Source organism: Streptomyces sp. CB01881, from assembly GCF_002953255.1.
Taxonomy (GTDB): Bacteria; Actinomycetota; Actinomycetes; order Streptomycetales; family Streptomycetaceae; genus Kitasatospora.
On sequence record NZ_CP026498.1, the window covers coordinates 996124 to 1018353 of the forward strand.

Below are 22230 nucleotides of genomic sequence, written 5' to 3' on the forward strand. Positions count from 1 at the left end.
GCGCAACAACCCGCGGAACCAGGAGCTCGCAATGAACACGAACGACCCGATCGACCGGCTCAAGGACGCGATCAACTCTCACGACCCTCACCAGGTCGCTGACTGCTTCACCACCGACTATCGGTCCGAGACCCCGCATCGGCCGCAAGACGGCTTCACCGGGAATGACCGGGTGCTCATGAACTGGACCGCCATCTTCGGTCGGCTGCCCGACATCCGGGCCGAGGTTCTTCGCCGCACCACGGCTGATGCCGAACTGTGGTCGGAATGGGAGATGGTCGGCACAGCCCCGGACGGCACCCAGGCCGTCATGCGTGGGCCAGTCATCATGACGACCCGCGACGGACGCATCGACTGGACACGTTTCTATCTCAGCCCTGTCGCGGTCAACGTCAACGGATGAGCTGACTGAGGTTTTCTCAACGAAATGGTCTGGTCCCCGCCGAGGTATGAAGGGCGGCCGCGGACAGACGTGAGCCCCTGGTAGGACAGGTCTTTCTCACAGGATGCCTGGTCACCGGGGGCTTCACGTTGGTCACCTATGCTGCAGTACTCGTTCCGCACATCGTGGAAAGGCTGGCCAATGAATCGGCTGGGCCGTGGGTGAGCGGGTCAGTAGGCTGCGGCCATGTTCGAATACCACGGCTGGATCAACGTTCAGGAGAGCGCCAGCGCCGACGATGACGACTACGACGACGGCCGTCTGCGGGGGATCGTCGAGGGCATCGAGCGGCGCATCCGGGAGATCGGCAGCCCGTATCTGCTTGATCTGCGATGGATGAACGGGCAGGTGTTCATCCACTTCGGGGGATTCCGCAACCACCGGGACGCGGAGATCATGGAGTTCTTCGGGGAGGTCGGTGAGCGGGCTCCGGGTTCGTATGGCCTGTTGCATGTGCACGATGACGAGGACCCTGTGAGTTCCCCGTCTTGATCCTTATGCCGTGAAGGGCTCTGGCAGCTGAATTCGTAGATTGAGCTGGAATCTATGGGGTCTCGCTCAGATGGCTCCTGGGATGGCCAGGAAGTGCTGGTGGAACTACTCCGGCAAGCACAAGACCCACGGCCTGCTGTTCCTCGCGCTCACCGACGAGCGGGGCAACCTGGCCTGGATCTCCGCGGCGTAGCCGGGCCGCTCCAGTGAGATCACCACCGCCCGCCACAACCAGATCACCGCACACCTTCGGGACGCCGGCCTCGGTGCCCTGGCCGATCTTGGCTTTGTCGGCCTCGATGACAACCCTGACGACCCGGTGATCGTCACCGGCCGCAAGGCCACCCGAGGCCACCCGCTCACCGCCGCGCAGAAGGAAGCGAACAGGCTGGTCAGCCGCGAACGCGCGGCCAACGAGCACGGCTTCGCCGACCTCAAGGCGTGGCGCATCCTCACCAAGGTCCGCATGAACGCCCGCCACGCCACCAAGCTCCTGCGGGCACTGCTCGTGCTGACGAACGCCGAGGTCAGCCGCTGACGGATGATCACCTGCTGGCGATCACGCTCCCGAGCAGCCCGAGGACCCCACCCCCGCCCCACACCAGAGCCCGTGACCTGCAGCTTTGAGGATGAAAACCTCTCACTGGTCGCACCGTACCCGCGCGCTCTGCGCCTGCCCCAACCGTCAGCGTGGGTGCCGGTGGGACATGGACGCCGGGCCTGACGGCCCGGGTGGTTGCGGTGGCTCCCGGCCCTGTCGGGTCGGCCGGTTGTTCGGCGGTGTGGTCTGGGGGCTGCCCGGATCGGGGACGGGCAGTGGCCAGTTGGGGTGGGCGAGGTGGTGGCGCAGGGCTTCGAGGCGGGCGAGGTGGTGGTCGAGGGCGGCGGTGACGGTGCTCGTGGTGGCGGCTACTCGTGCTTCGAGGTCGTGGATCCGGTCCAGGAGGTCCTGCCAGCGCCTTTCGGCGGCGGCGACGGGGTCAGGCGCGGCGTCGGTCGCTGTCATCGCGGAGCTGGGCGGTGTGGTGGGTGAGGGCGTCGAGGCGGGTGGCGAGGTCGCCCTGGCCGGTGCCGAGGTGGGGGCGGATGGCGGCGAGGGGCTCTATGAGGTCGGCGGGGTCGGTGGCGCCGAGGGCGGCGGTCAGGGCGGCCTGGGCGGGGCGGGCGCCGGGGGTGAGTGCGGTCGTGGTGATCTGGGCGGCGAGGACCCGCAGCTCGGCGGCGTTGTCGCGGGCCCAGGCGGTCACGGTTCGGTCGGCGGCCCGGCGGTCGCGGGCGGCCTTGACGCGTTCCGCTCCGGTACCGGCCTGCGTCGTGCCACTGGCGGGCTTGAGGCGCAGGTAGCGGTTCTCGGCGGCCTGGCGGCTGGCGACGCCCATGGGGCGGGCGAGGTCGGCCCAGGTGGCGCCGGCCTCCCGGGCGGTCTCCACCAGGCCGGCTTCCCAGCCGGCGAGTTCGGTGCGCAGTTCGCGCAGCAGCACCAGGGCGGCCAGCGCCTGCCCGGAGCCTTCCTGCTCGTCAGGGGTGGTCGGAGGCTGGGACGCGGGGTCCTGGGCGGTGCGGACGGCGTCGTCGATGGCGGCCAGCGCCGCCGCGGCCGCCAGGAACGAGGCGGGCTCGACCGGCCGGGGACCGTCAGGGGCGGCTCTGCGGGGCTTCTCGCTCATGCAGTCACTCTACAGGCGACACCAGGGCTTGTCATCGGGTGAATGACGCGCTAGAAAGGAGTCAGGTGAAGCGCACTGGCACCCATTCGATCAGTGGAGGTGTTTCGCGATGCTGCTGCGCACCGACCCGTTCCGCGAGCTGGACCGTCTGACCCAGCAGTTCCTCAACACGACCGGCACCTGGTCGCGTCCGACGCCGATGCCGCTGGACGCCTACCGGGCCGGCGACGAGTACGTCATCTGCTTCGACCTGCCGGGGGTTGACCCGGAGGCGATCGACATCGACGTCGAGCGGAACATGGTGACCGTCAAGGCCGAGCGCCGCCCGCGCCAGGAAGGCGAGGGCATCAAGTGGGAGCTGTCCGAGCGCCCGCTCGGCGTGTTCTCCCGCCAGGTCATGCTCTCCGACACCCTCGACCCCTCCGGGATCACCGCCGACTACGACGCCGGCGTGCTGACCCTGAAGATCCCGGTCGCCGAGAAGGCCAAGCCCCGCAAGGTCGCGATCAGCCACAGCGGCGACCGCAAGCAGATCCAGGCCTGACCGGCCCCCGATGCCGTTCCGCGCCGCCCCTGATCTCTCCCCCCTCGATCAAAAGGGGCGGCCGGAACACCCCCGACCGCAGGCCGCCCCCGCCCGGACCGGCCTGCCCACAGCGACGCGGAAACGCCATGAACGGCCAGAGCAACCAACCCTTCATCGTGCGGGCCAACGGCGAGATCGACCTCGACACCGCCCCCGCGCTGCGTCGTACTCTGGCCGCCGCGCTCGAGTCGCACCGGGAGGTGGTGCTCGATCTGTCGGAGGTGACGTTCATGGACTGCGCGGGCCTGGGCGCCCTCGTCCGGGCCCGCAACCAGGCCGACCGCAGCGGCAGGCGCCTGGTCCTGCACGACGCCGGGCGCCGCGTCGTCCGGCTGCTGAAGCTCACCAGTCTGTACCGGCGCCTGGCCGTCGATCCCTGACTGTCGGCGGGCGACGCCCGGGCCGGCCCTTGGGACGGAGGGAGAACCGCGATGACTCTTCGATGGGAGGCGTTCCTGGAGGAGGTCCGGGAACGCGGTGAGTACGCCACCCCGCAGGAGGCCGAGCGCGCGGCCCGGGTCGTCCTGGCCCTACTGGGCGCCCACCTGGTCGGCGACGTGCGCGCCGAACTGGCCGCCCGCCTGCCGGAGACCATGGCCCTGATCCTGCTCAACCCCTTGCAGACTGCCGAGCCGCTCAGCCCGGAACGGTTCGTGCGCGCCACCGCCGCTTGGATCGAGGGCGCCACCGAAGCCACGGCCCTGTGGGACATCGGCGCCGTCCTCAGCACGGTGGCCGACGCCGCCGGCGAGGACCTCACCGGGCGCGTCCTGCTCCAGTTGCCGCCCGGCTACGACCTGCTGTTCGGCCGGCCGACTGCAGGGACACGACCCTGACCACTCCCCTCACCCCGGCCGCGGGCCCGCGGCCGGCCAGCCCCTGGAAGGCTCCACGGTCATGACCCGCTACCGCCACCTTCTCCAGCAGGTCCGCGCTGAACTTTCCCGCCGGAAGACAACCGAGGGCTCGTACCGCTGAGTTCGCGTCTTGGACCCGCGGGAGGCCGGGAGTCGCGTCAGCCGATCTGTGGCAGGTCCTCGAACGAAGGGCCGGGCCACCACCGCGCGGCGCTTGCCCGGAGGCGGTCTGACGGTGACGGAGCGGCTGCTCACAGGATCGTCACCCAAAGTGGCCTCCACGGGGCTCGCCCGCGACTCAACGCGGTGGGTCGAGCACGTTGCGGATGTGGGTGGCAATGTGCAGATTGAGGCGTGTCTCGACGACGCCGAGGTCGTGGCCGGTGATCTCGCCGATGCGCTGGAGGCGGTAGCGGACCGTGCTGCGGTGGATGAGGAGCATCTCAGAGGTCGCGTCGTAGCTGCAGCCGCTCTCCAGGTAGCGCGAGAGCGTCATCACCAGCTCGGTGTGGTGCTGGGCGTCGTAGTCCAGCAGCCGGCCCAGCCATACGTGGACGAAGAGGTCGGCTTCCCGCTCGCCTTCGCCGGTGCCCATCATGCGGCACAGGCCCAGCTCGTCGAAGGCGGTGCTGCCGTACGGGTCCTGGGAACGGCGGCGGACGGCGAGGGCACGGACGGCCTCGTCGTAGGAGTGCGGCAGATCGGCGAGGACCTCGCACTGGCCGCCGACCCCGATCGCGCCTGCGCCGGTGCCCAGGCCCTCTGAGACGGCCTTGTACAGCTCGTCCCCGAGATGACGCGGGTCCTCACCGGCCACCAGGACGACCGCTGTCGCGCCACGAGAGCCGATGAGCACGTCCCGGCGCAACCGCTCCGCCGCCCGTGTCACCGCGTCGCAGAGCGCGGCCCCCTCGGGTGCCCCTGGCCACTCCAGTACGGCGACCTTGTGCGGCCGGTGCAGGTCGTGGCCCAGGGCTGCTGCCTGGGTGAAGGCGTCCTTGGTCCCCTCACCTGAGACCAGCCGGTCGACCAGGTCGCGGCACAGCGCGGGCTCCAGCTCGGCCAGTCTGCGCTCGTGGAAGAGAAGGGGAGCCAGGAGCCGGGCGGCCTGTTCGAGCGCCGATGTGTCCGCTTCCGCCGCCCGCCGGTCCGGATCATCCAGCACGATGACACCGAGCAGGTCTCCCGCCATTTCTATGGGCATGACCAGTCGGTCACGGTCCCGGACGGCGCCGGGCTGGCGCCGCGCGCGGTGCATCAGGGCGTCCCGGCGCCGGTCCTCCGACTCGGGGCGGGTTCCGCTGCCGACTCCCCTCTGGGGGCCGCCCGCGCAGGGACCTGCCCAGGCCCGGGGGTTGCCGAAGCTGTCCTCGGTGAGGGTCGCGAATCCTGTGTGCTCGTGCAGGGCCTGGAGGATTCCCGCCTCGCCTCTGCCGGAGACAGCGGCGCGGGAGAGCGCCTCATAGGTGGCGAGCCGCGAGGCCAGGGCGGAGGCAGTCCTCCTACCGAGGGCCACGGTGGGTGAGCCGTTCTCGGGCTCCGGCAGGTTCCCGGTATCGGACAGGTCCCCGCTCACCGGTATGTCCCCGGACCCGGCGGCCGGCTCGCCCCGGTGCCCGGTGAGGCGTGCGAGGACTGTCCCGGTCTGCCGCGCGAGCAGATCGGTCATAGCGGTCTCTTCAGCCGAGGGTGTGGTCGGGGACCGGACGACGAGATAGCCGAGGCAGGTTTCCCGGTACCGCAGTGCGATGGCCCACGCCCACGGTCCGCCCAGCTTGTGCAGGTGGTGGCTGCGGCCGTCCAGGGAGTCGATCCGCCGGTCGAGCAGGTCGGCGGCCACCACGTCGGCAGCGGCTGCTTCACCCGGGGCTCCGCCGGTTGGGCCCGCCTCGGGTTCCCGCGCCGCATCCCCGGGCCGGGCGACCGCGGTGGAAGCCGCCCGGAGTGGTGGGCAGCGCCGCGCCAGACCGTTGTGGACGGCATAGGCCGCTTCGGCGGTGAAAGGGCCGGTGGCGGCGATCGCCGCCATAGCCCCCCACAGCACCTCGCGCTCGTCCTCGCCGTCGAGCATGACCGTCACCAGGCGTAGCAGCGCGTGCTGCGCGGCCGCCGGCTGCGGGACGGGGAGGAGGGGGCCGGTGGTCGGAGAAGGCACGGCGTCCATGGCAGGTCCATGTGCGGCTCGGAAGTCCTTACCGTCTACCCGCTACGCCGCTCGACACACGTTCCCACGATGTCCGGTCCCTGTCCTCGGGGACCGGAACCGCAGCGCGGATTGGTCCTGCCGAGGCGAGGAAGTGCGCCGCGTACCGCGCGAGGCTGCTACCAGGTGTGGTACGCCGTCCGTACGCCTGGCTGCCCGCCGACCGGTCCCGCGTCGCGACGGAGGAGATTCCCATGGCGAAGGCAGTTGGCATCGATCTCGGCACCACCAACTCGGTCATCGCGGCCTGGGAGGGCGGTGAGCCCTCGGTCGTCCCGAATGCGGAGGGGGCCAGGACGACCCCGTCGGTGGTCGCCTTCTCCGAGGACGGTCAGCGGCTGGTCGGACAGCTCGCGCGCCGGCAGTCGATCCTCAACCCCAAAGGCACCATCACCTCCGCGAAGCGGTTCATCGGACGTCGCTACGACGAGATCTCCGACGAGGCCAAGGCGGTCTCCTTCGACGTCGTCGAGGGGCCCGGCGGGGTGGCCCGTTTCGAGGTGAGGGGAAAGCAGTACGCGCCGGAGGAGATCAGCGCGCAGGTGCTGCGCAAGCTCGCCGACGACGCCGGGAAGTCGCTCGGCGAGAAGGTGACCGAGGCGGTCATCACCGTACCTGCCTACTTCAACGACGCCCAGCGCCAGGCCACCAAGGACGCCGGGAGGATCGCAGGCCTCGACGTGCTGCGGATCATCAACGAGCCGACCGCCGCGGCGCTGGCCTACGGGCTGGACAAGAAGGGCCACGAGACGGTCATGGTCTTCGACCTCGGCGGCGGCACGTTCGACGTCAGTCTGCTGGACGTCGGCGACGGTGTGGTGGAGGTCCGCGCCACGGCGGGCGACTCCCACCTGGGTGGCGACGATTTCGACCGCCGTCTGGTGGACCACTTGGCGGACGGCTTCCAGAAGGCCGAGGGCATCGACCTGCGCAAGGACCCGCAGGCTCTGCAGCGACTGTTCGAGGCGGCCGAGAAGGCGAAGACCGAGCTGAGTTCGGTCAGCCAGACCCAGGTGAGCCTGCCGTTCATCACGGCGGACGCCTCCGGGCCGAAGCACCTCACCGAGACGGTCCGCCGCTCCACCTTCGAGCAGATCACCTCGGACCTGGTGGAGCGCTGCCTCGAACCGGTCAGGACCGCGATGGGCGACGCCAAGGTCACCGACAACGACATCGACGAGGTCATCCTCGTCGGCGGCTCGACCCGCATCCCGGCCGTGCAGAACCTGGTCCGCCGGCTGACCGGCGGCAAGGACCCGAACATGAGCGTCAACCCCGACGAGGTCGTGGCGCTGGGCGCCGCCATCCAGGCCGGCGTGCTCAAGGGTGAGGTCAAGGACGTCCTGCTGCTGGACGTCACCCCGCTGTCGCTGGGCGTCGAGACAGCCGGCGGCGTGATGACCAAGATCATCGAGCGGAACACCACCATCCCCGCCCGCCGGTCCGAGACCTTCTCGACGGCTGAGGACAACCAGCCGGCCGTGGACATCGTCGTGCTCCAGGGCGAACGCGAGCTGGCCGCCGACAACCGGGTGCTGGGCCGCTTCCGGTTGGAGAACCTGCGGCCGGCCCGGCGTGGGGAGACCCAGATCGAGGTCACCTTCGACATCGACGCCAACGGCATCCTCAAGGTCAGCGCCAAGGACCGGGACACTGGCGCCGAGCAGTCGATCACCATCAGTGAGGGCTCCAACCTCGACCCCTCCGAGGTCGAGCGGATGATCAACGAGGCCGAGAGCAACCGCACCAGCGACCTGGCCCTGCGCGAGGCCATCGACGCCCGCAACGAGCTCGACGCCGCCGCGTACCAGGTGGAGCGCCGGTTGGACGACCTCGGCGACGCCGCTCCGGAGCACGAGCGCGCCCGCGCCCGACTGCTCATCGACGAGGCCCGTTCCGCCGTCAAGGAGGAGGCGCCGACGGAACGGTCCCGGAGCCTGGCCTCCGAACTCCAGCAGATCCACGCGGCGCTGGCCGCCCACGCCGCCGGACCGGGCGAAGCCGGGGGTGGAGCCCAGCCCGGTGCGGCGGCGCCCGGCCAGGGTCCCGAGGGCGGCTCCCCGAGGGGCGACGACGACGTCATCGACGCCGATTTCGACAGGAGCTGAGGCGGCGACATGTCCGATCAGGAACAGACGCGTCCCGCCGAGGACCGCTCCCCTCCCGAGCCCGAGCAGACGTCGCCCGAGCAGACGCCCACACCGCAGACGATCCCACGGGCCCCCGGGGCCGGGGAGCAGGAGCAGCCGCCCCGCCGCCCCGAGGTCGAGGAGCTGGAGGATCGGTGGCGGCGAGCCCTCGCCGACCTCGACAACCTCCGCAAGCGTTACGCCCGTGAGCTTCCCCGGGAACGGGAGGCTGAGCGGGCCAAGGTGGCCGCGGCGTTCCTCCCGGTCGTCGACAACCTCGAACTGGCCCTCGCCCACGCGGGCGCCGACGACCCCGGCACGATCGTCAGCGGAGTCCGGGCGGTACGCGACCAGGCCGTCGAGGTGCTGCGAAGCCTCGGCTACCCCCGTTACGACGAGACCGGCGTCCCCTTCCAGCCCGAGCAGCACGAGGTGGTGTCCGTGGTGGACGAACCGGACACAACCGCGGGCACCGTCGTCCAGGTGCTGCGGCCCGGGTACGGCGAACCCGGCCACCAGCTGCGGCCGGCCGCGGTAGCGGTCAGCCGCAAGTGGGAGTGAGGCCGCCATGGCAGACGACTACTACGCGGTGCTGGGCGTCCCCCGCACCGCCGGCGCCGCCGAGATCCAGCAGGCGTTCCGTACCCTGGCCCGCCGCTACCACCCGGACGTCAACCGTGATCCGGCCGCAGAGGAGCGCTTCAAGCAGATCAACGAGGCGTACAGCGTGCTGTCCGACCCCGACACCCGGTCCCGCTACGACCGCTTCGGCCCCGACTTCCGGCAGATTCCGAAGGACTACGACGAGCGTGTCGCGGCCGGCCAGGGCTTCGGCGGCGGAGCCGGCGCGTACCGCGGCAGTCCCTTCGGAGGCACCCGGGGCGCCGACCGGGCAGGCGCCCGGACCTGGACGGAGACCGGCTTCGACGCCTCTGGCGTGGACTTCGAAGATCTCTTCGGAGGGATGTTCGGCGGCCGGGCGGGGGGCGCCGGACGGGGCAGCCCCATCCCCGGCGCGGACCAGGAGGCCGAACTCACGCTCAGTGTGGAGGAGGCGTACCGCGGCGGCCGGCGGAAGATCACCCTCGGCGGTCCCGGCGGGGAACGCAGCTACGACGTCACCATCCCGGCCGGCGTCGTCGATGGGCAGCGCATTCGGCTCGCGGGGGAGGGCGGCCGAGGCCGCGGCCCGGGTTCCGCCGGGGATCTCTATCTGGTGGTCCGCATCGCCCCCCATCCCCGCTATCGGCTCGTCGGGCGCGACATCCACGTCGAACTGCCGGTTACCGCCTGGGAGGCCGCGCTAGGGGCGACGGTGCCGGTCTCCGGTCCGGGCGGGACGGTCAAGGTGCATGTGCCGCCCGGTACCTCCACCGGCCGCAGGCTGCGGCTGCGCAGCGAGGGGATGCCCGACCCCAAAGGTTCCCCCGGTCACCTCTACGCCGAAATCCAGGTGATGGTGCCGCCCTCGCCCAGCCCGCGCGAGCGCGAGCTGTTCGAGGAACTGGCCGCCGTCTCCTCCTTCGACCCGAGGAAGCAGACATGAGAGCCGAACAGCGTTCTCCCGCCGAAGGCACCGGACAGCCCGGCACCAGGGCTGCCTATCCCCTGGTGCGGGTCTACCGAACCAGCCCCGGCCCCTATCAGCTCCCCATGGCCGGAGTGGCCAGCAGGAGTGGACTGCCGCCCGAACTCGTCAGCCGCTTCGTCGCCCTCGGGCTGGTGGACGCCGAGCGTGATGCCCGGGGCCGGCTGTGGTTCCGGCCGAGCGCGCCGTCGGCCATCGCCCGGGTGCAGCGGCTACGGACCGGACTGGGCCTCAACTACGCGGCCATCGGCGTCGTCCTGGACCTGCTCGACCGCATCGAACGCCTGGAAATCGCACTGCGGCGCAGCGAACGAGCCGCCAAGGAGCCCACACCATGGACATGAATCGCCTCACCCAGAAGTCCCAGGAAGCGCTGCAGGAAGCGCAGAGCGTCGCGGTACGGATGGGCCAGACCGAGGTCGACGGGGAGCATCTGCTGCTGGCCCTGCTCGATCAGCAAGACGGCCTGACCACCCGTCTGCTGGCCGGTGCCGGCGCAGACCCGGCAGCCCTACGGGCCGCCGTCGAGGCCGATCTCGCCAAGCGTCCGCGCACGACCGGTCCGGGCGCCGCCCCCGGCCGAGTGATGGTGACCCAGCGGCTGGCCCGACTGCTCGACACCGCGGAGCAGGAGGCCAAGCGGCTCAAGGACGAGTACGTCTCCACCGAGCACCTGGTGCTGGCCCTGGTGGACGAGGGTTCGATCACCGCAGCCGGCCGGCGGCTCGGTGAACAGGGCGTCAACAAGGACTCCTTCCTCACCGCCCTCACCACAGTGCGCGGGAATCAACGGGTCACCTCCGCCAATCCTGAGGAAGCGTACGAGGCCCTCGAGAAGTACGGGCGCGACCTCGTTGTCGAGGCCCGCAGCGGTCGCCTCGACCCGGTGATCGGGCGTGACGCAGAGATCCGGCGGGTGATCCAGATCCTCAGCCGCAAGAGCAAGAACAACCCGGTGCTGATCGGCGAACCGGGCGTCGGCAAGACCGCCATCGTGGAGGGCCTGGCCCAGCGGATCGTGCGCGGCGACGTGCCGGAAGGGCTGCGGGACAAGACGGTGTTCTCGCTCGACATGGGCTCGCTGGTGGCCGGGGCGAAATACCGCGGCGAGTTCGAGGAGCGCCTCAAGGCCGTGCTGTCCGAAGTCAAGGGAGCCGAGGGCCGGATCCTGCTGTTCGTGGACGAGCTGCACACCGTCGTCGGGGCCGGTGCCGCCGAGGGCGCGATGGACGCGGGCAACATGCTCAAGCCGATGCTGGCGCGCGGCGAGCTGCACATGATCGGCGCCACCACGCTGGACGAGTACCGCAAGCACATCGAGTCCGACGCGGCCCTGGAACGCCGCTTCCAGACGGTCCAGGTGGACGAGCCGACCGTCGAGGACGCGATCTCCATCCTGCGCGGCATCCGGGAGCGACTGGAGATCTTCCACGGCGTCAAGATCCAGGACGGCGCACTGGTCGCAGCCGCCACCCTCAGCCACCGCTACATCAGCGACCGCTTCCTCCCGGACAAGGCCATCGACCTGGTCGACGAGGCCTGCGCGCGGCTGCGGACCGAGATCGACTCCATGCCCGCCGAACTCGACGAACTCACCCGCCGGGCCACCCGGCTGGAGATCGAGGAGGCCGCGCTGGACCTTGAAACCGACCCGGCCAGCCGCGCCCGCCTGGAGGACCTGCGGCGTGAACTGGCCGATCTGCGGGGCGAGGTGGACGCCAAGCACGCCCAGTGGGAGGCCGAGCGCCAGGCCATCCGCAAGGTCCAGGAACTGCGCCAGAAACTGGAACGCGCCCGGCAGGAGGCCGAGCAGGCCGAACGAGCCTACGATCTCAACCGGGCCGCCCAACTGCGCTACGGAACCGTCAGCGAACTGGAGCGCCGGCTGGCCGCTGAGGAGGAACAGCTCGCCAACAAGCAGGGCGAGAGCCGGATGCTGCGTGAGGTGGTGACCGCCGAGGAGATCGCTGAGATCGTCTCCGCGTGGACCGGCATCCCCGTCACCCGGCTCCAGGAGGGCGAGCGGCAGAAGCTGCTCAGGTTGGACGAGATCCTGCGCGAGCGGGTCGTGGGCCAGGACGAGGCCGTCCAGCTCGTCGCCGACGCGGTGATCCGGGCCCGCTCCGGGGTACGCGACCCGCGCCGGCCGATCGGCTCGTTCATCTTCCTCGGCCCGACCGGCGTCGGGAAGACCGAGCTGGCCAAGACGCTGGCCGCCGCATTGTTCGACAGCGAGAGCAACATGATCCGCCTCGACATGAGCGAGTACCAGGAGCGGCACACCGTCAGCCGCCTGGTCGGCGCGCCCCCCGGATACGTAGGCTACGAGGAGGGCGGTCAGCTGACCGAGGCGGTGCGTCGCAAGCCGTACTCGGTCGTCCTGTTCGACGAGATCGAGAAGGCGCACGCCGACGTCTTCAACACGCTGCTCCAGGTGCTGGACGACGGCAGGATCACCGACGCGCAGGGCCGTACCGTCGACTTCCGCAACACCGTCATCATCATGACCTCGAACCTGGGCTCCCAGCATCTGCTCCAGGACGCCACCCAGGCCGGCGAGATCAAGCCTGAGGTGCGGGACCTGGTGATGGGCGAACTCAACGGCCATTTCCGGCCCGAGTTCCTCAACCGGGTGGACGACATCGTGCTCTTCCACCCGCTCGGCATCGCGCAGATCGAGCGCATCGTCGACCTGCTGCTGGAGGACCTGCGCCACCGCCTCGCCGAGCAGCGGATCGACCTGGTACTCACCGAGGACGCCCGCCGGCTGATCGCGGCCGAGGGCTACGACCCGGTCTACGGCGCCCGGCCGCTGCGCCGCTTCATCGCGCACGAGGTCGAGACCAGGATCGGCCGCGCGTTGCTCAGCGGCGAGGCACGCGAAGGCGTGACCATCCTGGTCGACGCCAGGGCCGCAGAACTGACCGTCACCCTCCAGGACGAGCTGCAGGAGCGGTGATGACTACTTCTCCAGAAGGCCGCGCCGCCCGCAGGGGCCGTGACGGCAGTACCGACGGCGCCGGGGCCTCGCTGCCGACGGTCGCCTGCGCCAACTGCGGCCGGACCAACCGTGTACCCGCCGCGGCGGAGGGCAGCCCGCGCTGCGGAAACTGCCGTGCCCCGCTGCCGTGGATCGCCGAAGCGGGCGACGCCGACTTCGGGGAGGTCGCCGAGCAGGCGAGCCTGCCCGTGCTCGTCGACCTCTGGGCCACCTGGTGCGGTCCCTGCCGAATGGTGAGCCCAGCCCTCGAACAGGTCGCCAAGGATCTGGCCGGCCGGATCAAGCTCGTGAAGGTCGACATCGACAAGTCGCCGGCTCTGGCGCGGCGGTTCGAGGTCCAAGCCGTACCCACCCTGCTGATCCTCGACCATGGCAGGCCCGTCGCCCGCCAGACCGGAGCCGCGCCCGCCAACGCGCTGCGCCGGTGGGTGGGCGAGTCACTCTCGGCGCCCCGCGGACCGGCCGACTCCACCTCCGGGAGGCCGCGATGACCAGCCTTCCCGACCCGCACCTGTCCATGGTTCGGCCCGTGGCGCCCAGAACACCGCAGGGTTGCGAGGACCGCCTGCGCACGGGGACTCCGTGGCTGCACCTGCGCCTGTGCCTGACCTGCGGCAACGTCGGCTGCTGCGACTCCTCGCCGATGCGGCACGCCTGCGTTCACGCGGCGACCCGCGGGCACCCGATTGTCCGGTCGTTCGAACGCGGCGAGGACTGGCGGTGGTGCTTCGTGCACGAGGCGATGGTCTGAGCCCGGCGTACTCGCCCGGCGTCTATTCCAGCACCATTGCTTCCGCCGCTGCTCTCCGCATCCGCCTTCCGCCTTCGCCTCCGTTTCCACCGAAGGGAGTGAATCGTGCCGACGCTCACGCCGACAGCTGACGTCTACGGCGCTTATCCGCTGCTGTCGGACGACCAGATCGCGATCCTGGGATCCTGCGGACAGGTACGGCCGGTCCGCGAGGGGGAACAGCTCTTCCGGGCGGGCGACCTCAGCGAGGAGTTCTTCGTGGTCCTCAGCGGCACGGTGGCCGTGGTCGAAGGCCACGGCGAGCAGGAACGGGTCGTCCACCTGCACGAGGCGCACAGCTTCCTCGGCGAACTCGGCGTACTGGAGGGCCAGACCGCCCTCCTCAGCGCGGTGGTGAGCACGCCTGGCGAGGTTCTCGCGGTCGGTTTGGCCGCCCTGCGCGACCTGCTCAGCCGCGAACCCGCGCTCGGCGACGTGATCCTGCGGGCCTACCTGCTGCGCCGCACGATGCTGGCCGGCGCGGGCACGGGCTTCCGTATCATCGGCTCCGCCTTCTCCCCCGACACCCGGCGGCTGCTGGACTTCGCCGCCCGCAACCGCCTCCCGCACCGCTGGGCCGATCTGGAGAAGGACACCGAGGCCGAGGCGCTGCTGACGCGTCTTGGCATCGCTCCGGAGGACACTCCGATCGTCGTCTGGCACGAGCACCGGGTGCTGCGCAATCCCTCCAACGCCGAACTCGCCCAGGTGATCGGGCTGCGGACCGAGACCGTCGCGAGGGCTGTCTGCGACCTGATGGTGGTCGGCGCGGGGCCCGGAGGCCTGGCCGCAGCAGTGTACGGCGCCTCCGAGGGGCTCTCCACCGTCGTCCTGGACGCGGTGGCGACCGGCGGCCAGGCCGGTACGTCCTCCCGGATCGAGAACTACCTCGGTTTCCCCGCGGGGATCTCCGGCATGGAGCTCGCCGAACGCGCCGTCGTGCAGGCCACCCGGTTCGGCGCCCGTATCACCGTCCCCGCCGAGGCCGCTGGCCTCGAACAGCGCGACGGTGCCAACGTGGTGCGGCTCGCCGACGGCAGCACGGTCGCCGCCAACAACGTGGTGGTGGCCACCGGCGCTCGCTACCGGCGGCTGACCGCCCGCGGCGTCGAGCGGTTCGAGGGACTTGGGGTCCACTACGCCGCCACCCTCTGGGAGGCACGGACCTGCCGTCTTGACACGGTGGCCGTCGTCGGCGGCGGCAACTCTGCCGGCCAAGCAGCCCTGTTCCTGGCGCGCGAGTCGCCCGCCGTGCATCTGCTGGTCCGCGGCGGAGACCTGGGCCACAGCATGTCCCGCTATCTGATCGACCGGATCGAGCAGCACCCACGGATCCATGTCCGGCTGCATACCGAGGTCCAAGAGGTCACCGGCGAGGACCGGGTCGAAGCCGTCGTCGTCCAGGACAACCGCACCCGCGGGCAGCAGGTGCTGGAGGCCCGTGCCCTATTCGTCTTCATCGGTGCGCGCCCTGCCACCTCCTGGCTCGCCGGCGCCGTCACTCTGGACCCGCGCGGCTTCATTCCGACCGGGCAGGACGTGGCCCATGTGGCAGCGGACCTCTGGAAACCCCTGGGCCGCGCCCCACTCGCCCTGGAGACCGGCCTGCCGGGGGTCTTCGCCGTCGGCGACGTCCGCAGCGGCTCGGTCAAGCGGGTGGCCTCCGCAGTCGGCGAGGGCGCCATGGCCGTCCGCCTGGCCCACGAGCACCTCGAGGAGGTGAGACCACCCGTCATCCGATGACCTCAGCTCATCCATCGACGCGAGAAAGGAAAAATGCCATGCCCGTCATGGGTATTCCCAAGTTCGAGCGCTTCTTCCGCGCAGCCGCCGGCCTCGATGTCAACAAGAACGACCTCAAGCGCTACAACGACTTCGTGGACGCCAAGCTCTACGACCTCTTTCTCATCGGCATGGCCAATGCCAAGGCCAACGACCGGGACATCGTCGAGCCGCAGGACCTCCCCGTCACCAAAGGCCTGCAGGAGAGTATCCACGCCTTCAAGAAGCTGGATGAGGGCATCGAACTACGCCCACTGCTCGACCAGCTCGCAGCCCGCCCTGCCCTCGGCATGGAGGCCGCCGAGGACACCCAGCAGCGGCTGCCCGTCCTGGCCGGCGGCCTCAGCGTCGCCCTCGCCCGCGCCCTCAGAACCATCGCCCGTGACACCCGCCGCCCCTCCACGGACCAGTGGGATGAGGCCTTCGAACTCTTCGACCTGCTGATCTGAGCGGGTATCCACCAGGCCGGCGGTTCCGCCGGCCCTGCCGGGTGAGATCGTCCTTGCCCAGGTGCAGCAGGTCGACGGCGACGAAGTGCGCCGGCCACTCCCGTGACGCCGCCTCCGCCCGGGCACCGCGCGCTGTGGCGCGGGCCTGGAGCCGCTCGAACACGAGCCGGTCGTTCTCCCAGACGACCAGCTCCCCGTCCAGCCCCGCCCCGGTGGGGAGCTGGGCGAGCGCGGCCTGCCGGATCTCGGGGAAGGCACAGCGGCCAAGTCGGCGCCATGCCGCGAGCGCAGAGAACGACCCGGCCGCCAGGATGGACGACAAGCCCGGTCCGGAAGCCGTCGAACCTGGGCTCTGCGGCGTGGCCGGCGGGCAGCGCGGGCTCGCTCACCGCGAGGGCCGGCATCGGCTCCGGCAGCGTCCACGTCATGGCCAGCGCCTAGCGCGGTTCGCGCCAGGCCGCGCAGCCAGGGGTGGGCGTGGTCGGTGTCGTAGCGCTGATGCCACGACAGGTTATCGGTGCCGACGGCAGTTCGAGCGGGAGGGGGAGCACGACCAGGCCGAGGTCGGCGGCTGCGGACCGGGTGGTGGCTTCGGGGACGGTGATCAGGAGATCGGAGCCGCGCGCGAACTCCAACGCGGCCGCTTCCGTGGGCGCGGTCGCCACCACACGGCGGGTGAGGCCGAGCCGTGCGAGGGCGTCGTCCGTGGCCAGCGGGCGCAGCAGCCGCAGGTTGCGGACGTCGCCGACGAAGAGCGCGCCGCCGGGGGCGAGCAGCCGCGTCAGCTCCCCGACCACGTCCGCGAGGTAGTCGGCGGACGGGAAGTACTGCACCACCGAGTTGATCACGATGGTGTCGAACTCCCCGGCGGGCAGGCCGTCGGTGTCTGCGCCCAGGCGAAGCGCTTTTCCTATTTGCCTATTACCGGTGATCGCCTTCATGACGGCTGCCGAGCTCGCGCGCCACCCTCCGCCGCAGGGCGGGGAACGGCAGCCCGCCACCACCCAGCACCGCCTCGTGGAAGACCCGCACGTCGAACCCTGCGCGCAGCTCCGCCTCGGCCCGCGCCCGGAGCCCGCCGAACTCCAGGAAGCCGGCGCGGTAGGACAGCGCCTGCCCCGGCAGGTCCGTCGCGTAGCGCAACAGGTCCGAGTCGATCTGACCGTCCGCCTCGGTGGAGTTGGCCCGCATGAACTCCCGGGCCTGCGCGAGGCTCATCGTCCCGAGGTTCAGCCCGGTGTCGACCACCAGCCGCTGCGCGGTGAACCGCTCCTGCGCGAGGCGCCCGTACGCGTCCCACGGGTCGTCGTAGAGCCCCATCTCCCAGCCGAGCCCCGCCGCGTACTCGGCCCAGCCCTCGCTGAACGCACCGAACTCGGCTGCCTCACGCCGCAGTCGCGGCAGTGAGCGATCCTCCGCCTGGCGGGCGAGGTGGAAGTGGTGCCCCGGCGCCAGCTCGTGGTAGATCAGGGAGGCCGAGCCGATCAGCGATCTGCCCTCCAGGCCCGACCCGTTGTAGCGGTAGCGCCCGAGCGGACTCGCCGCGGTCGGCAGCTCGTAGTACCCGAAGGTCATCCCCGCCTCCAGCGCCGGGTCCAGCCGCGCCAGCCCGTACGACGCGGCCGGCAGCACGGCGAACCACTGCGGCAGCAGCGGGGCCAGCCGGTCGAGGTGGCCGCGGAACCGGGCCTCGACCTCCTCGGGCGTCCGGGCGTACAGCCGGGGCTCGGACCTGAGCCGGTCGTGGAACTCGGCCTCGGAGCCCTGGAAGCCCAGGGTCGCGCGCACCTCCCGCATCCGCCCGGCCAGTTCGCGGCACTGGTCGCGGCCGAGCTCGTGGAGCCGCTCGGGCGGGGTGTCGCCCCCGGTGCCGGTCCGGACGAAGTCCCGGTACGCCTCCTCGCCGCCCTCGTAGCGCGCCCAGCCAACCTCCTGCGGCGCCGCTGCCGGATAGGCCGGGTCGTCGACGAGGCCGAGCAGCCGGTCGAAGGCCGGCGTCAACTCGGTCTCCACCAGCCGCCGTACGCCGTCCCGGAGGCGTCCTCGCTCAGCCGGCCCCAGGCCGCCGAGCCGGTCGTCCGCCACCGTCACCCGGCGCGCCGCGGAGGACCGCAGGCCCTCGACCGTGGTCCGCACTCCGGCCAGGGCGGGTGCGGGCACCCGGAAGCCGCGCGCGGCCTGTCCGACCACCTTGTCGCCGATCGAGCCGACCACCCGCGCCAGTTCGCGCACCAGCGTCAAGTAGCGCCCGGCGTCGCCTCGTTCGTCGAACCGGAAGGGACCCAGGACGGCGTCGACGTACAGCGACAGCGGGAACAGCCGGTACGGCGTGACGGCCGGCGTCAGCCAGTACCACCGGCGGGCCCGCAGCTCCTGCTCGGCCAGCGCCGCGAGGACGGCCGCGGTGTCGGCGTCGGCACCGGACAGCTCCGCACCGTCGAGCACCCGGACCCGCTCCAGCACGCCCGCCGCGAACCGTGCCCGCTCCTCGGCCTCCGCGAGCGACGCCCCCGGCAGCGCCTCGACCGGGAGCCCCTGACGGACTCGCAGCAGCGGATCCCGCTCCAGCAGGAACTCCCAGTAGCGGTCCGCCAGGTGACCGACCTCGCGACCCGGTTCGTTCGTCCTCATGCCGACATCCTGGCCGTGCCGGACCGCCACGTCACCCGGCCGGCGACACCCAGGCCGCGACACCCCTCGAAAGAGTGAATCAAGATCTCCGCCCCGCCGTCACGCACCGACGCCCACTGCTCCCACCCAGGCGAGAGGCGGCGCCCCTCATTCGAACACTCCTTCCCCGCACGCGCGTTGAATCTCCGCCGCCGATGCCGGAGGGCACCATGACGGCATGCCCCGTCGCACCCTGCCGGTCGCCCTGACGGCCGCCATGACCGCTGCCGCCGTCGCGCCGAGCGGCTGCGGCGGCGCCGCCCCGTCCTCGACGACCACACCGCTCGTGGACCGCGGGGACCGTCCGCATCGCGGCGGCCGGTGAGACGCCGGGCTTCGACCCGTACTCCGCCTTCGGCGCCGCCCGGGCCCACTACTCCTACGTCGCAGCTCCAGCCGTTCACGGACGAGTGGACTCCCGGCCGACGGCTGGCCCACCGGTTGCCGCGAACGCCAGCATGGGCGCCATGACCACCACGTGCCCCCGAGCCGAGCGGGCCGCCCAGGCCCGAGAGGCCGAAGCCCAGCTCGCCGCCGCCGGAATCGACGGGGTGGCGTTCGGCTGGGTCGACAACGCCGGGCTCACCCGGGTGAAGTCCGTTCCGCTCGCCCAGCTCGAACACGCCGCCGAGTACGGTGTCGGCGCCGTACCCTGCTTCGACGTCTCCCTGGTGGACGACTCCTTCACGACGACGCCTTCGAGCATCGGCCCGGTGGGCGACCTGCGGCTCGTCCCCGACCTCGACCGGCTCACCCCGCTCGCCGCCCAGCCCGGCTGGGCCTGGGCCCCGGCCGACCGCTACACCCAGGACGGCACTCCGCACCCCCGGCTGCGAGCGCCACTTCGCCCGCCGGGTCACCGAGGCCGTCGAGCGGCGCGGGCTCTCGGTGCGGGCCGGGATCGAGATCGAGTGGGTGGTGGCCGACGCCGCCGGGGCCCCCGCGACGGTCGGCCCCGCGTACGGGATGACCCGCTTCATCGAACACTCCGACTACCTGCGGGAGGTGCTGCGCGCCCTCACCGCCCAGGGGTTGGCCGTGCTCCAGCTCCACCCCGAGTACGCCGCCGGGCAGTTCGAGGTCTCGGTCGCCGCCGAGGGGCCGGTCGAGGCGGCCGACACCACGATGCTGGTGCGCCACACCATCCGGGCCGTCTCCGCCCGGCACGGCCTGCGGGTCTCGTACGCGCCCGTCTTCACCGAGGGCTCGGTCGGCAACGGCGGTCACCTGCACCTCAGCCTCTGGCGACAGGACCAAAACCTCGGGGCACCGCTCGATAGGCAGAACCACCCGAACGGCGTCGGTGTGAGCCTCCACGGCCTTGACGATCAGGTCCCGCCGGACGCTGTCGCGCACGAGGAGCCTGATCAACTCCCTCCGCAGCTCGTGGCCGGCGTCGTTCCAGGCCTTCCGGATGCTCGCCTCTTCGAGCAGTCACCATCGCGACCGGTTACCGCACGTAACGCCGGTCTGCCGTCCGCTCCGCGGACGCGGGGAAGTGCCTCTGGAAGCACGCCGCGAGCAGAGTCGAGAGCTCAACCGGACAGGACCCCGCCCAGCCGCCGCGTCATCGCGGTCCGTGGGTGTGCAGGAAGACCACCGGGCCGCCCTCCAAGCGGCCGGCCGCGTCCAGATCGAGCAGGGCGGCGAGCGCCTTGGCGGTGTAGGTGCGCTCCAGGGCCAAGCCGGCCTGCGCGGAGGCGCGCGCGAGGGCCTGGTCGCCGGCCCGGGTGGGGTGGGCGTAGCCCTCTCCCAGCCAGGCCGTCTCGGTGCGGATCGCGCCGGGTGCAGGCTCGGCTCCGCTCAGGTCGGCGCCCCGGGACCGGAGCAGGGCGGCGGAGCGGCGGGCCAGTCCGAGGAGGGTGGCGGAGTCCAGCCGCAGGGTGTCGTTGACCACGACGCCGAGGACGCGGGTGCGCAGCCCGGCGAGGCGCAGCCCGAGGGCCAGCCCCGCGGCGGTACCGCCGGAGCCCACGGGGGTGACCAGCCACGCCGGTTCCGGCAGTTCCCCGGCCCTGACCTGTTCGCCCAGCTCCAGGGCGGTCTCGACCGCGCCGAGTGCGCCGAGCGGTGAGGAGCCGCCGGCCGGGAGGTAGTACGGCAGGGTGCGACCGTGGGTGTGCCGGGCGAAGAGCCAGGGCGCGGCCAGGATCAGCCTGGTCTTGGTGTGCAGGAAGTGCAGCGTGGCGCCGGAGGCGCGCAGCCGTGCCAGCTGGGCCCGCACGTGCTCGTCGACCGGGTGGTCGATCAGGCCCAGAGCCACCTCCAGCCCCTGCTCCCGCGCGTACCAGGCGGCGGCGAGGCCCCAGTTGGTGCCGAGGCCGCCGACCGTGAGGATGGTCCTCGCGCCGCGCCGCCGGGCCTCCGGCAGCAGCCACTCCAGCTTGCGGACCTTGTTGCCGCCCCAGCCGCCGTCGCCGTAACCACTCTCGTCCTTGAGCCACAGCTCGGTACGTGTGCCCAGCCCGGGCAGCGCCCGAACCGGCGTGGGCGCCTCACCCAGCCGCAGGAACGGAAGCCGTCCGGCCAGTTCGGGACAACGCTGGTGCAGCAGCGGAAGTCGCATGAGGAGACGGTAGAGCACCGGGCCGGGGCGCGGACCGGCTTCGGCGTCAACTCGGCGCAATCGCTCAAAGGGCACTGGCCACGCGGTGCACCTGGCGGCGCCGCTGCTCGATCCCGAGCAGTGCCCGGTGCTGGAGCTGCGAGCCGAGGAGGAGCACGCGTGTGGCGGGGACGGCCGAAGCCGTCCCCGCCACACGCATTGCTGTTTCCGGTCAGCCGAGCGGCGAACCGGCCGCACCGAGGGTGTCGCGAAGCCACTGCTCGACACCTGCCACGTGGACCGTCGCCCAGGAGTGCGCGAGCTCCGGAGCACGGCGGGTGATGGCGTCGAGGATGGCGCGGTGCTGCTGACGGGTGCGCTCGACGGCGCCCTCCTCCGTCAGTCCGCGCCAGATCCGCGCCCGTGCGGTCGGGCCGGACAGGCCGTCGATCAGCGAGCAGAGCACGGTGTTGCCCGAGCCGGCGGCGATCCGGCGGTGGAACTCGAGGTCGTTGTCGATCAGTTCCTGCAGCGTGGCGTCGTCGCTGAGGCCGTCCAACACCTCGCGCAGGGCCGTGATCTCCTCGTCGGACATGACCCGAGCGGCCATGGCCGCGGCGGCGGGCTCCAGGATGCGGCGGACCTCCAGGAATTCCAGAACCGTGTCGTCCTGGTGGAAGTCGACGACGAAGCCCAGGGCGTCCATCAGCAGGTTCGGTTCCAGGCTGGTCACGTACGTGCCGTCGCCTTGGCGCACATCGAGTACCCGGATGAGCGAGAGGGCCTTGACCGCCTCGCGCAAGGAGTTGCGCGAGAGGCCGAGCCGCTCGGCGAGGTCGGCCTCCCGGGGAAGGCGGGAGCCGGGGCGGAGCTCGCCACTGACGATCATCGCCTTGATCTTCTCGATCGCCTCGTCGGTGACTGGCACTGCATGCCTCCCATGGTCATGTGCTGTGCAGCATAGTCCTCGCGGCGCCATTCGAACGCCTATTCGAACTGGCGCGCCCATCAGGCACCGCCGTAGTCGCC

At 71.4% G+C, this 22230-nt stretch carries 23 protein-coding genes and 3 pseudogenes; 17 read left to right on the forward strand and 9 right to left on the reverse strand.

The genetic code is table 11. The annotated features are described in order from the left end of the window. The first annotated feature begins 31 nt into the window (after nt 1-31). The 3 genes from C2142_RS04595 to C2142_RS04605 all read left to right on the forward strand — a co-directional run bounded on the left by C2142_RS04595 (nt 32) and on the right by C2142_RS04605 (nt 1472). Nucleotides 32-403 carry a nuclear transport factor 2 family protein gene (locus tag C2142_RS04595; protein ID WP_148641197.1) on the forward strand — a complete coding sequence of 124 codons (372 nt, stop codon included), beginning with the start codon at nt 32-34 and terminating at the stop codon, nt 401-403. A 225-nt stretch (nt 404-628) separates the two neighbouring features. Beyond that, nucleotides 629-934, forward strand: a complete 306-nt coding sequence (locus tag C2142_RS04600) for an Imm7 family immunity protein (RefSeq protein WP_148641198.1) — start codon at nt 629-631, stop codon at nt 932-934. Nucleotides 935-1169: 235 nt separating this feature from the next. Further along, on the forward strand, nt 1170-1472 hold the full coding sequence (locus C2142_RS04605) for a transposase family protein (protein WP_241003110.1): 303 nt from the start codon (nt 1170-1172) through the stop codon (nt 1470-1472). A gap of 147 nt (nt 1473-1619) precedes the next feature. Here the strand turns inward: C2142_RS04605 and C2142_RS04610 are convergent, their stop codons facing one another. Further along, nucleotides 1620-1940, reverse strand: a complete 321-nt coding sequence (locus tag C2142_RS04610) for a hypothetical protein (RefSeq protein WP_148641200.1) — start codon at nt 1938-1940, stop codon at nt 1620-1622. Beyond that, nucleotides 1915-2601, reverse strand: coding sequence for a hypothetical protein (locus C2142_RS04615; RefSeq protein ID WP_148641201.1), 687 nt, complete (start codon nt 2599-2601; stop codon nt 1915-1917). The genes C2142_RS04610 and C2142_RS04615 overlap by 26 nt, the downstream gene beginning before the upstream one ends. 109 nt (nt 2602-2710) lie before the next feature. Here C2142_RS04615 and C2142_RS04620 point away from each other — a divergent pair, with 109 nt between their 5' ends. The 3 genes from C2142_RS04620 to C2142_RS04630 all read left to right on the forward strand — a co-directional run bounded on the left by C2142_RS04620 (nt 2711) and on the right by C2142_RS04630 (nt 4023). Further along, nucleotides 2711-3145 (forward strand): Hsp20/alpha crystallin family protein, encoded by a 435-nt coding sequence (locus C2142_RS04620; protein ID WP_148641202.1) that lies wholly within the window; start codon nt 2711-2713, stop codon nt 3143-3145. A gap of 128 nt (nt 3146-3273) precedes the next feature. Continuing rightward, a complete protein-coding gene (locus tag C2142_RS04625) occupies nt 3274-3567 on the forward strand; it encodes an STAS domain-containing protein (RefSeq protein ID WP_148641203.1) in 294 nt (97 codons plus the stop codon). Between the two features lie 51 nt (nt 3568-3618). Then, a complete protein-coding gene (locus C2142_RS04630) occupies nt 3619-4023 on the forward strand; it encodes a DUF2267 domain-containing protein (protein ID WP_148641204.1) in 405 nt (134 codons plus the stop codon). Between the two features lie 319 nt (nt 4024-4342). On the opposite strand, the gene C2142_RS04635 is transcribed toward C2142_RS04630, so the two are convergent. Next, entirely contained in the window at nt 4343-6199 is a 1857-nt protein-coding gene (locus C2142_RS04635) for a helix-turn-helix domain-containing protein (protein ID WP_148641205.1), read from the reverse strand. Nucleotides 6200-6441: 242 nt separating this feature from the next. Between C2142_RS04635 and dnaK the strand changes: the two genes are divergently transcribed. The 9 genes from dnaK (at nt 6442) to C2142_RS04680 (ending at nt 15986) form a co-directional block, all read left to right on the forward strand. Next, the gene (gene dnaK, locus C2142_RS04640) at nt 6442-8355 is read left to right on the forward strand and encodes a molecular chaperone DnaK (RefSeq protein ID WP_148641206.1); all 1914 of its coding nucleotides are present in this window, start codon (nt 6442-6444) and stop codon (nt 8353-8355) included. Between the two features lie 9 nt (nt 8356-8364). Next, a complete protein-coding gene (locus C2142_RS04645; RefSeq protein WP_148641207.1) occupies nt 8365-8937 on the forward strand; it encodes a nucleotide exchange factor GrpE in 573 nt (190 codons plus the stop codon). Nucleotides 8938-8944: 7 nt separating this feature from the next. Next, entirely contained in the window at nt 8945-9922 is a 978-nt protein-coding gene (locus C2142_RS04650; RefSeq protein ID WP_148641208.1) for a DnaJ C-terminal domain-containing protein, read from the forward strand. Next, nucleotides 9919-10308, forward strand: coding sequence for a chaperone modulator CbpM (locus tag C2142_RS04655; RefSeq protein ID WP_148641209.1), 390 nt, complete (start codon nt 9919-9921; stop codon nt 10306-10308). The genes C2142_RS04650 and C2142_RS04655 overlap by 4 nt, the downstream gene beginning before the upstream one ends. Continuing rightward, on the forward strand, nt 10299-12923 hold the full coding sequence (clpB, locus tag C2142_RS04660) for an ATP-dependent chaperone ClpB (protein WP_148641210.1): 2625 nt from the start codon (nt 10299-10301) through the stop codon (nt 12921-12923). Before C2142_RS04655 ends, clpB begins: the two co-directional genes overlap by 10 nt. Then, a complete protein-coding gene (gene trxA, locus C2142_RS04665; RefSeq protein WP_148641211.1) occupies nt 12923-13456 on the forward strand; it encodes a thioredoxin in 534 nt (177 codons plus the stop codon). The genes clpB and trxA overlap by 1 nt, the downstream gene beginning before the upstream one ends. Next, complete coding sequence (locus tag C2142_RS04670; protein ID WP_148641212.1) at nt 13453-13716, forward strand: UBP-type zinc finger domain-containing protein; 264 nt, start codon at nt 13453-13455, stop codon at nt 13714-13716. The genes trxA and C2142_RS04670 overlap by 4 nt, the downstream gene beginning before the upstream one ends. A gap of 105 nt (nt 13717-13821) precedes the next feature. Further along, a complete protein-coding gene (locus C2142_RS04675; RefSeq protein WP_241002377.1) occupies nt 13822-15498 on the forward strand; it encodes an FAD-dependent oxidoreductase in 1677 nt (558 codons plus the stop codon). A gap of 47 nt (nt 15499-15545) precedes the next feature. Next, nucleotides 15546-15986, forward strand: coding sequence for a DUF1931 family protein (locus tag C2142_RS04680; protein ID WP_174315582.1), 441 nt, complete (start codon nt 15546-15548; stop codon nt 15984-15986). Here C2142_RS04680 and C2142_RS41910 read toward each other — a convergent pair. From C2142_RS41910 to C2142_RS04690, 4 genes and pseudogenes are all read right to left on the reverse strand, one after another. Continuing rightward, on the reverse strand, nt 15904-16308 hold the full coding sequence (locus tag C2142_RS41910; RefSeq protein ID WP_346766357.1) for a hypothetical protein: 405 nt from the start codon (nt 16306-16308) through the stop codon (nt 15904-15906). The genes C2142_RS04680 and C2142_RS41910 overlap by 83 nt on opposite strands. Before the next feature lie 116 nt (nt 16309-16424). Then, nucleotides 16425-16690, reverse strand: a pseudogene (locus tag C2142_RS39310) (LysR substrate-binding domain-containing protein); the annotation flags it as partial. Nucleotides 16691-16744: 54 nt separating this feature from the next. Beyond that, nucleotides 16745-16927: pseudogene (locus C2142_RS39315) on the reverse strand (class I SAM-dependent methyltransferase); the annotation flags it as partial. Continuing rightward, nucleotides 16908-18617 carry a DUF885 domain-containing protein gene (locus C2142_RS04690; protein ID WP_148641214.1) on the reverse strand — a complete coding sequence of 570 codons (1710 nt, stop codon included), beginning with the start codon at nt 18615-18617 and terminating at the stop codon, nt 16908-16910. The pseudogene C2142_RS39315 and the gene C2142_RS04690, both read right to left, overlap by 20 nt. Before the next feature lie 217 nt (nt 18618-18834). On the opposite strand from C2142_RS04690, the gene C2142_RS04695 reads away from it, so the two are divergent. Both C2142_RS04695 and C2142_RS04700 read left to right on the forward strand, forming a co-directional pair. Further along, the gene (locus tag C2142_RS04695) at nt 18835-18981 is read left to right on the forward strand and encodes a hypothetical protein (RefSeq protein WP_241002378.1); all 147 of its coding nucleotides are present in this window, start codon (nt 18835-18837) and stop codon (nt 18979-18981) included. Nucleotides 18982-19123: 142 nt separating this feature from the next. After that, nucleotides 19124-19919, forward strand: a pseudogene (locus C2142_RS04700) (glutamine synthetase); the annotation flags it as partial. A gap of 304 nt (nt 19920-20223) precedes the next feature. Here the strand turns inward: C2142_RS04700 and C2142_RS04705 are convergent. After that, entirely contained in the window at nt 20224-21222 is a 999-nt protein-coding gene (locus C2142_RS04705) for a pyridoxal-phosphate dependent enzyme (protein WP_148641215.1), read from the reverse strand. 211 nt (nt 21223-21433) lie between these two features. Beyond that, nucleotides 21434-22129, reverse strand: coding sequence for a FadR/GntR family transcriptional regulator (locus C2142_RS04710; protein ID WP_148641216.1), 696 nt, complete (start codon nt 22127-22129; stop codon nt 21434-21436). Nucleotides 22130-22230 lie beyond the last annotated feature (101 nt).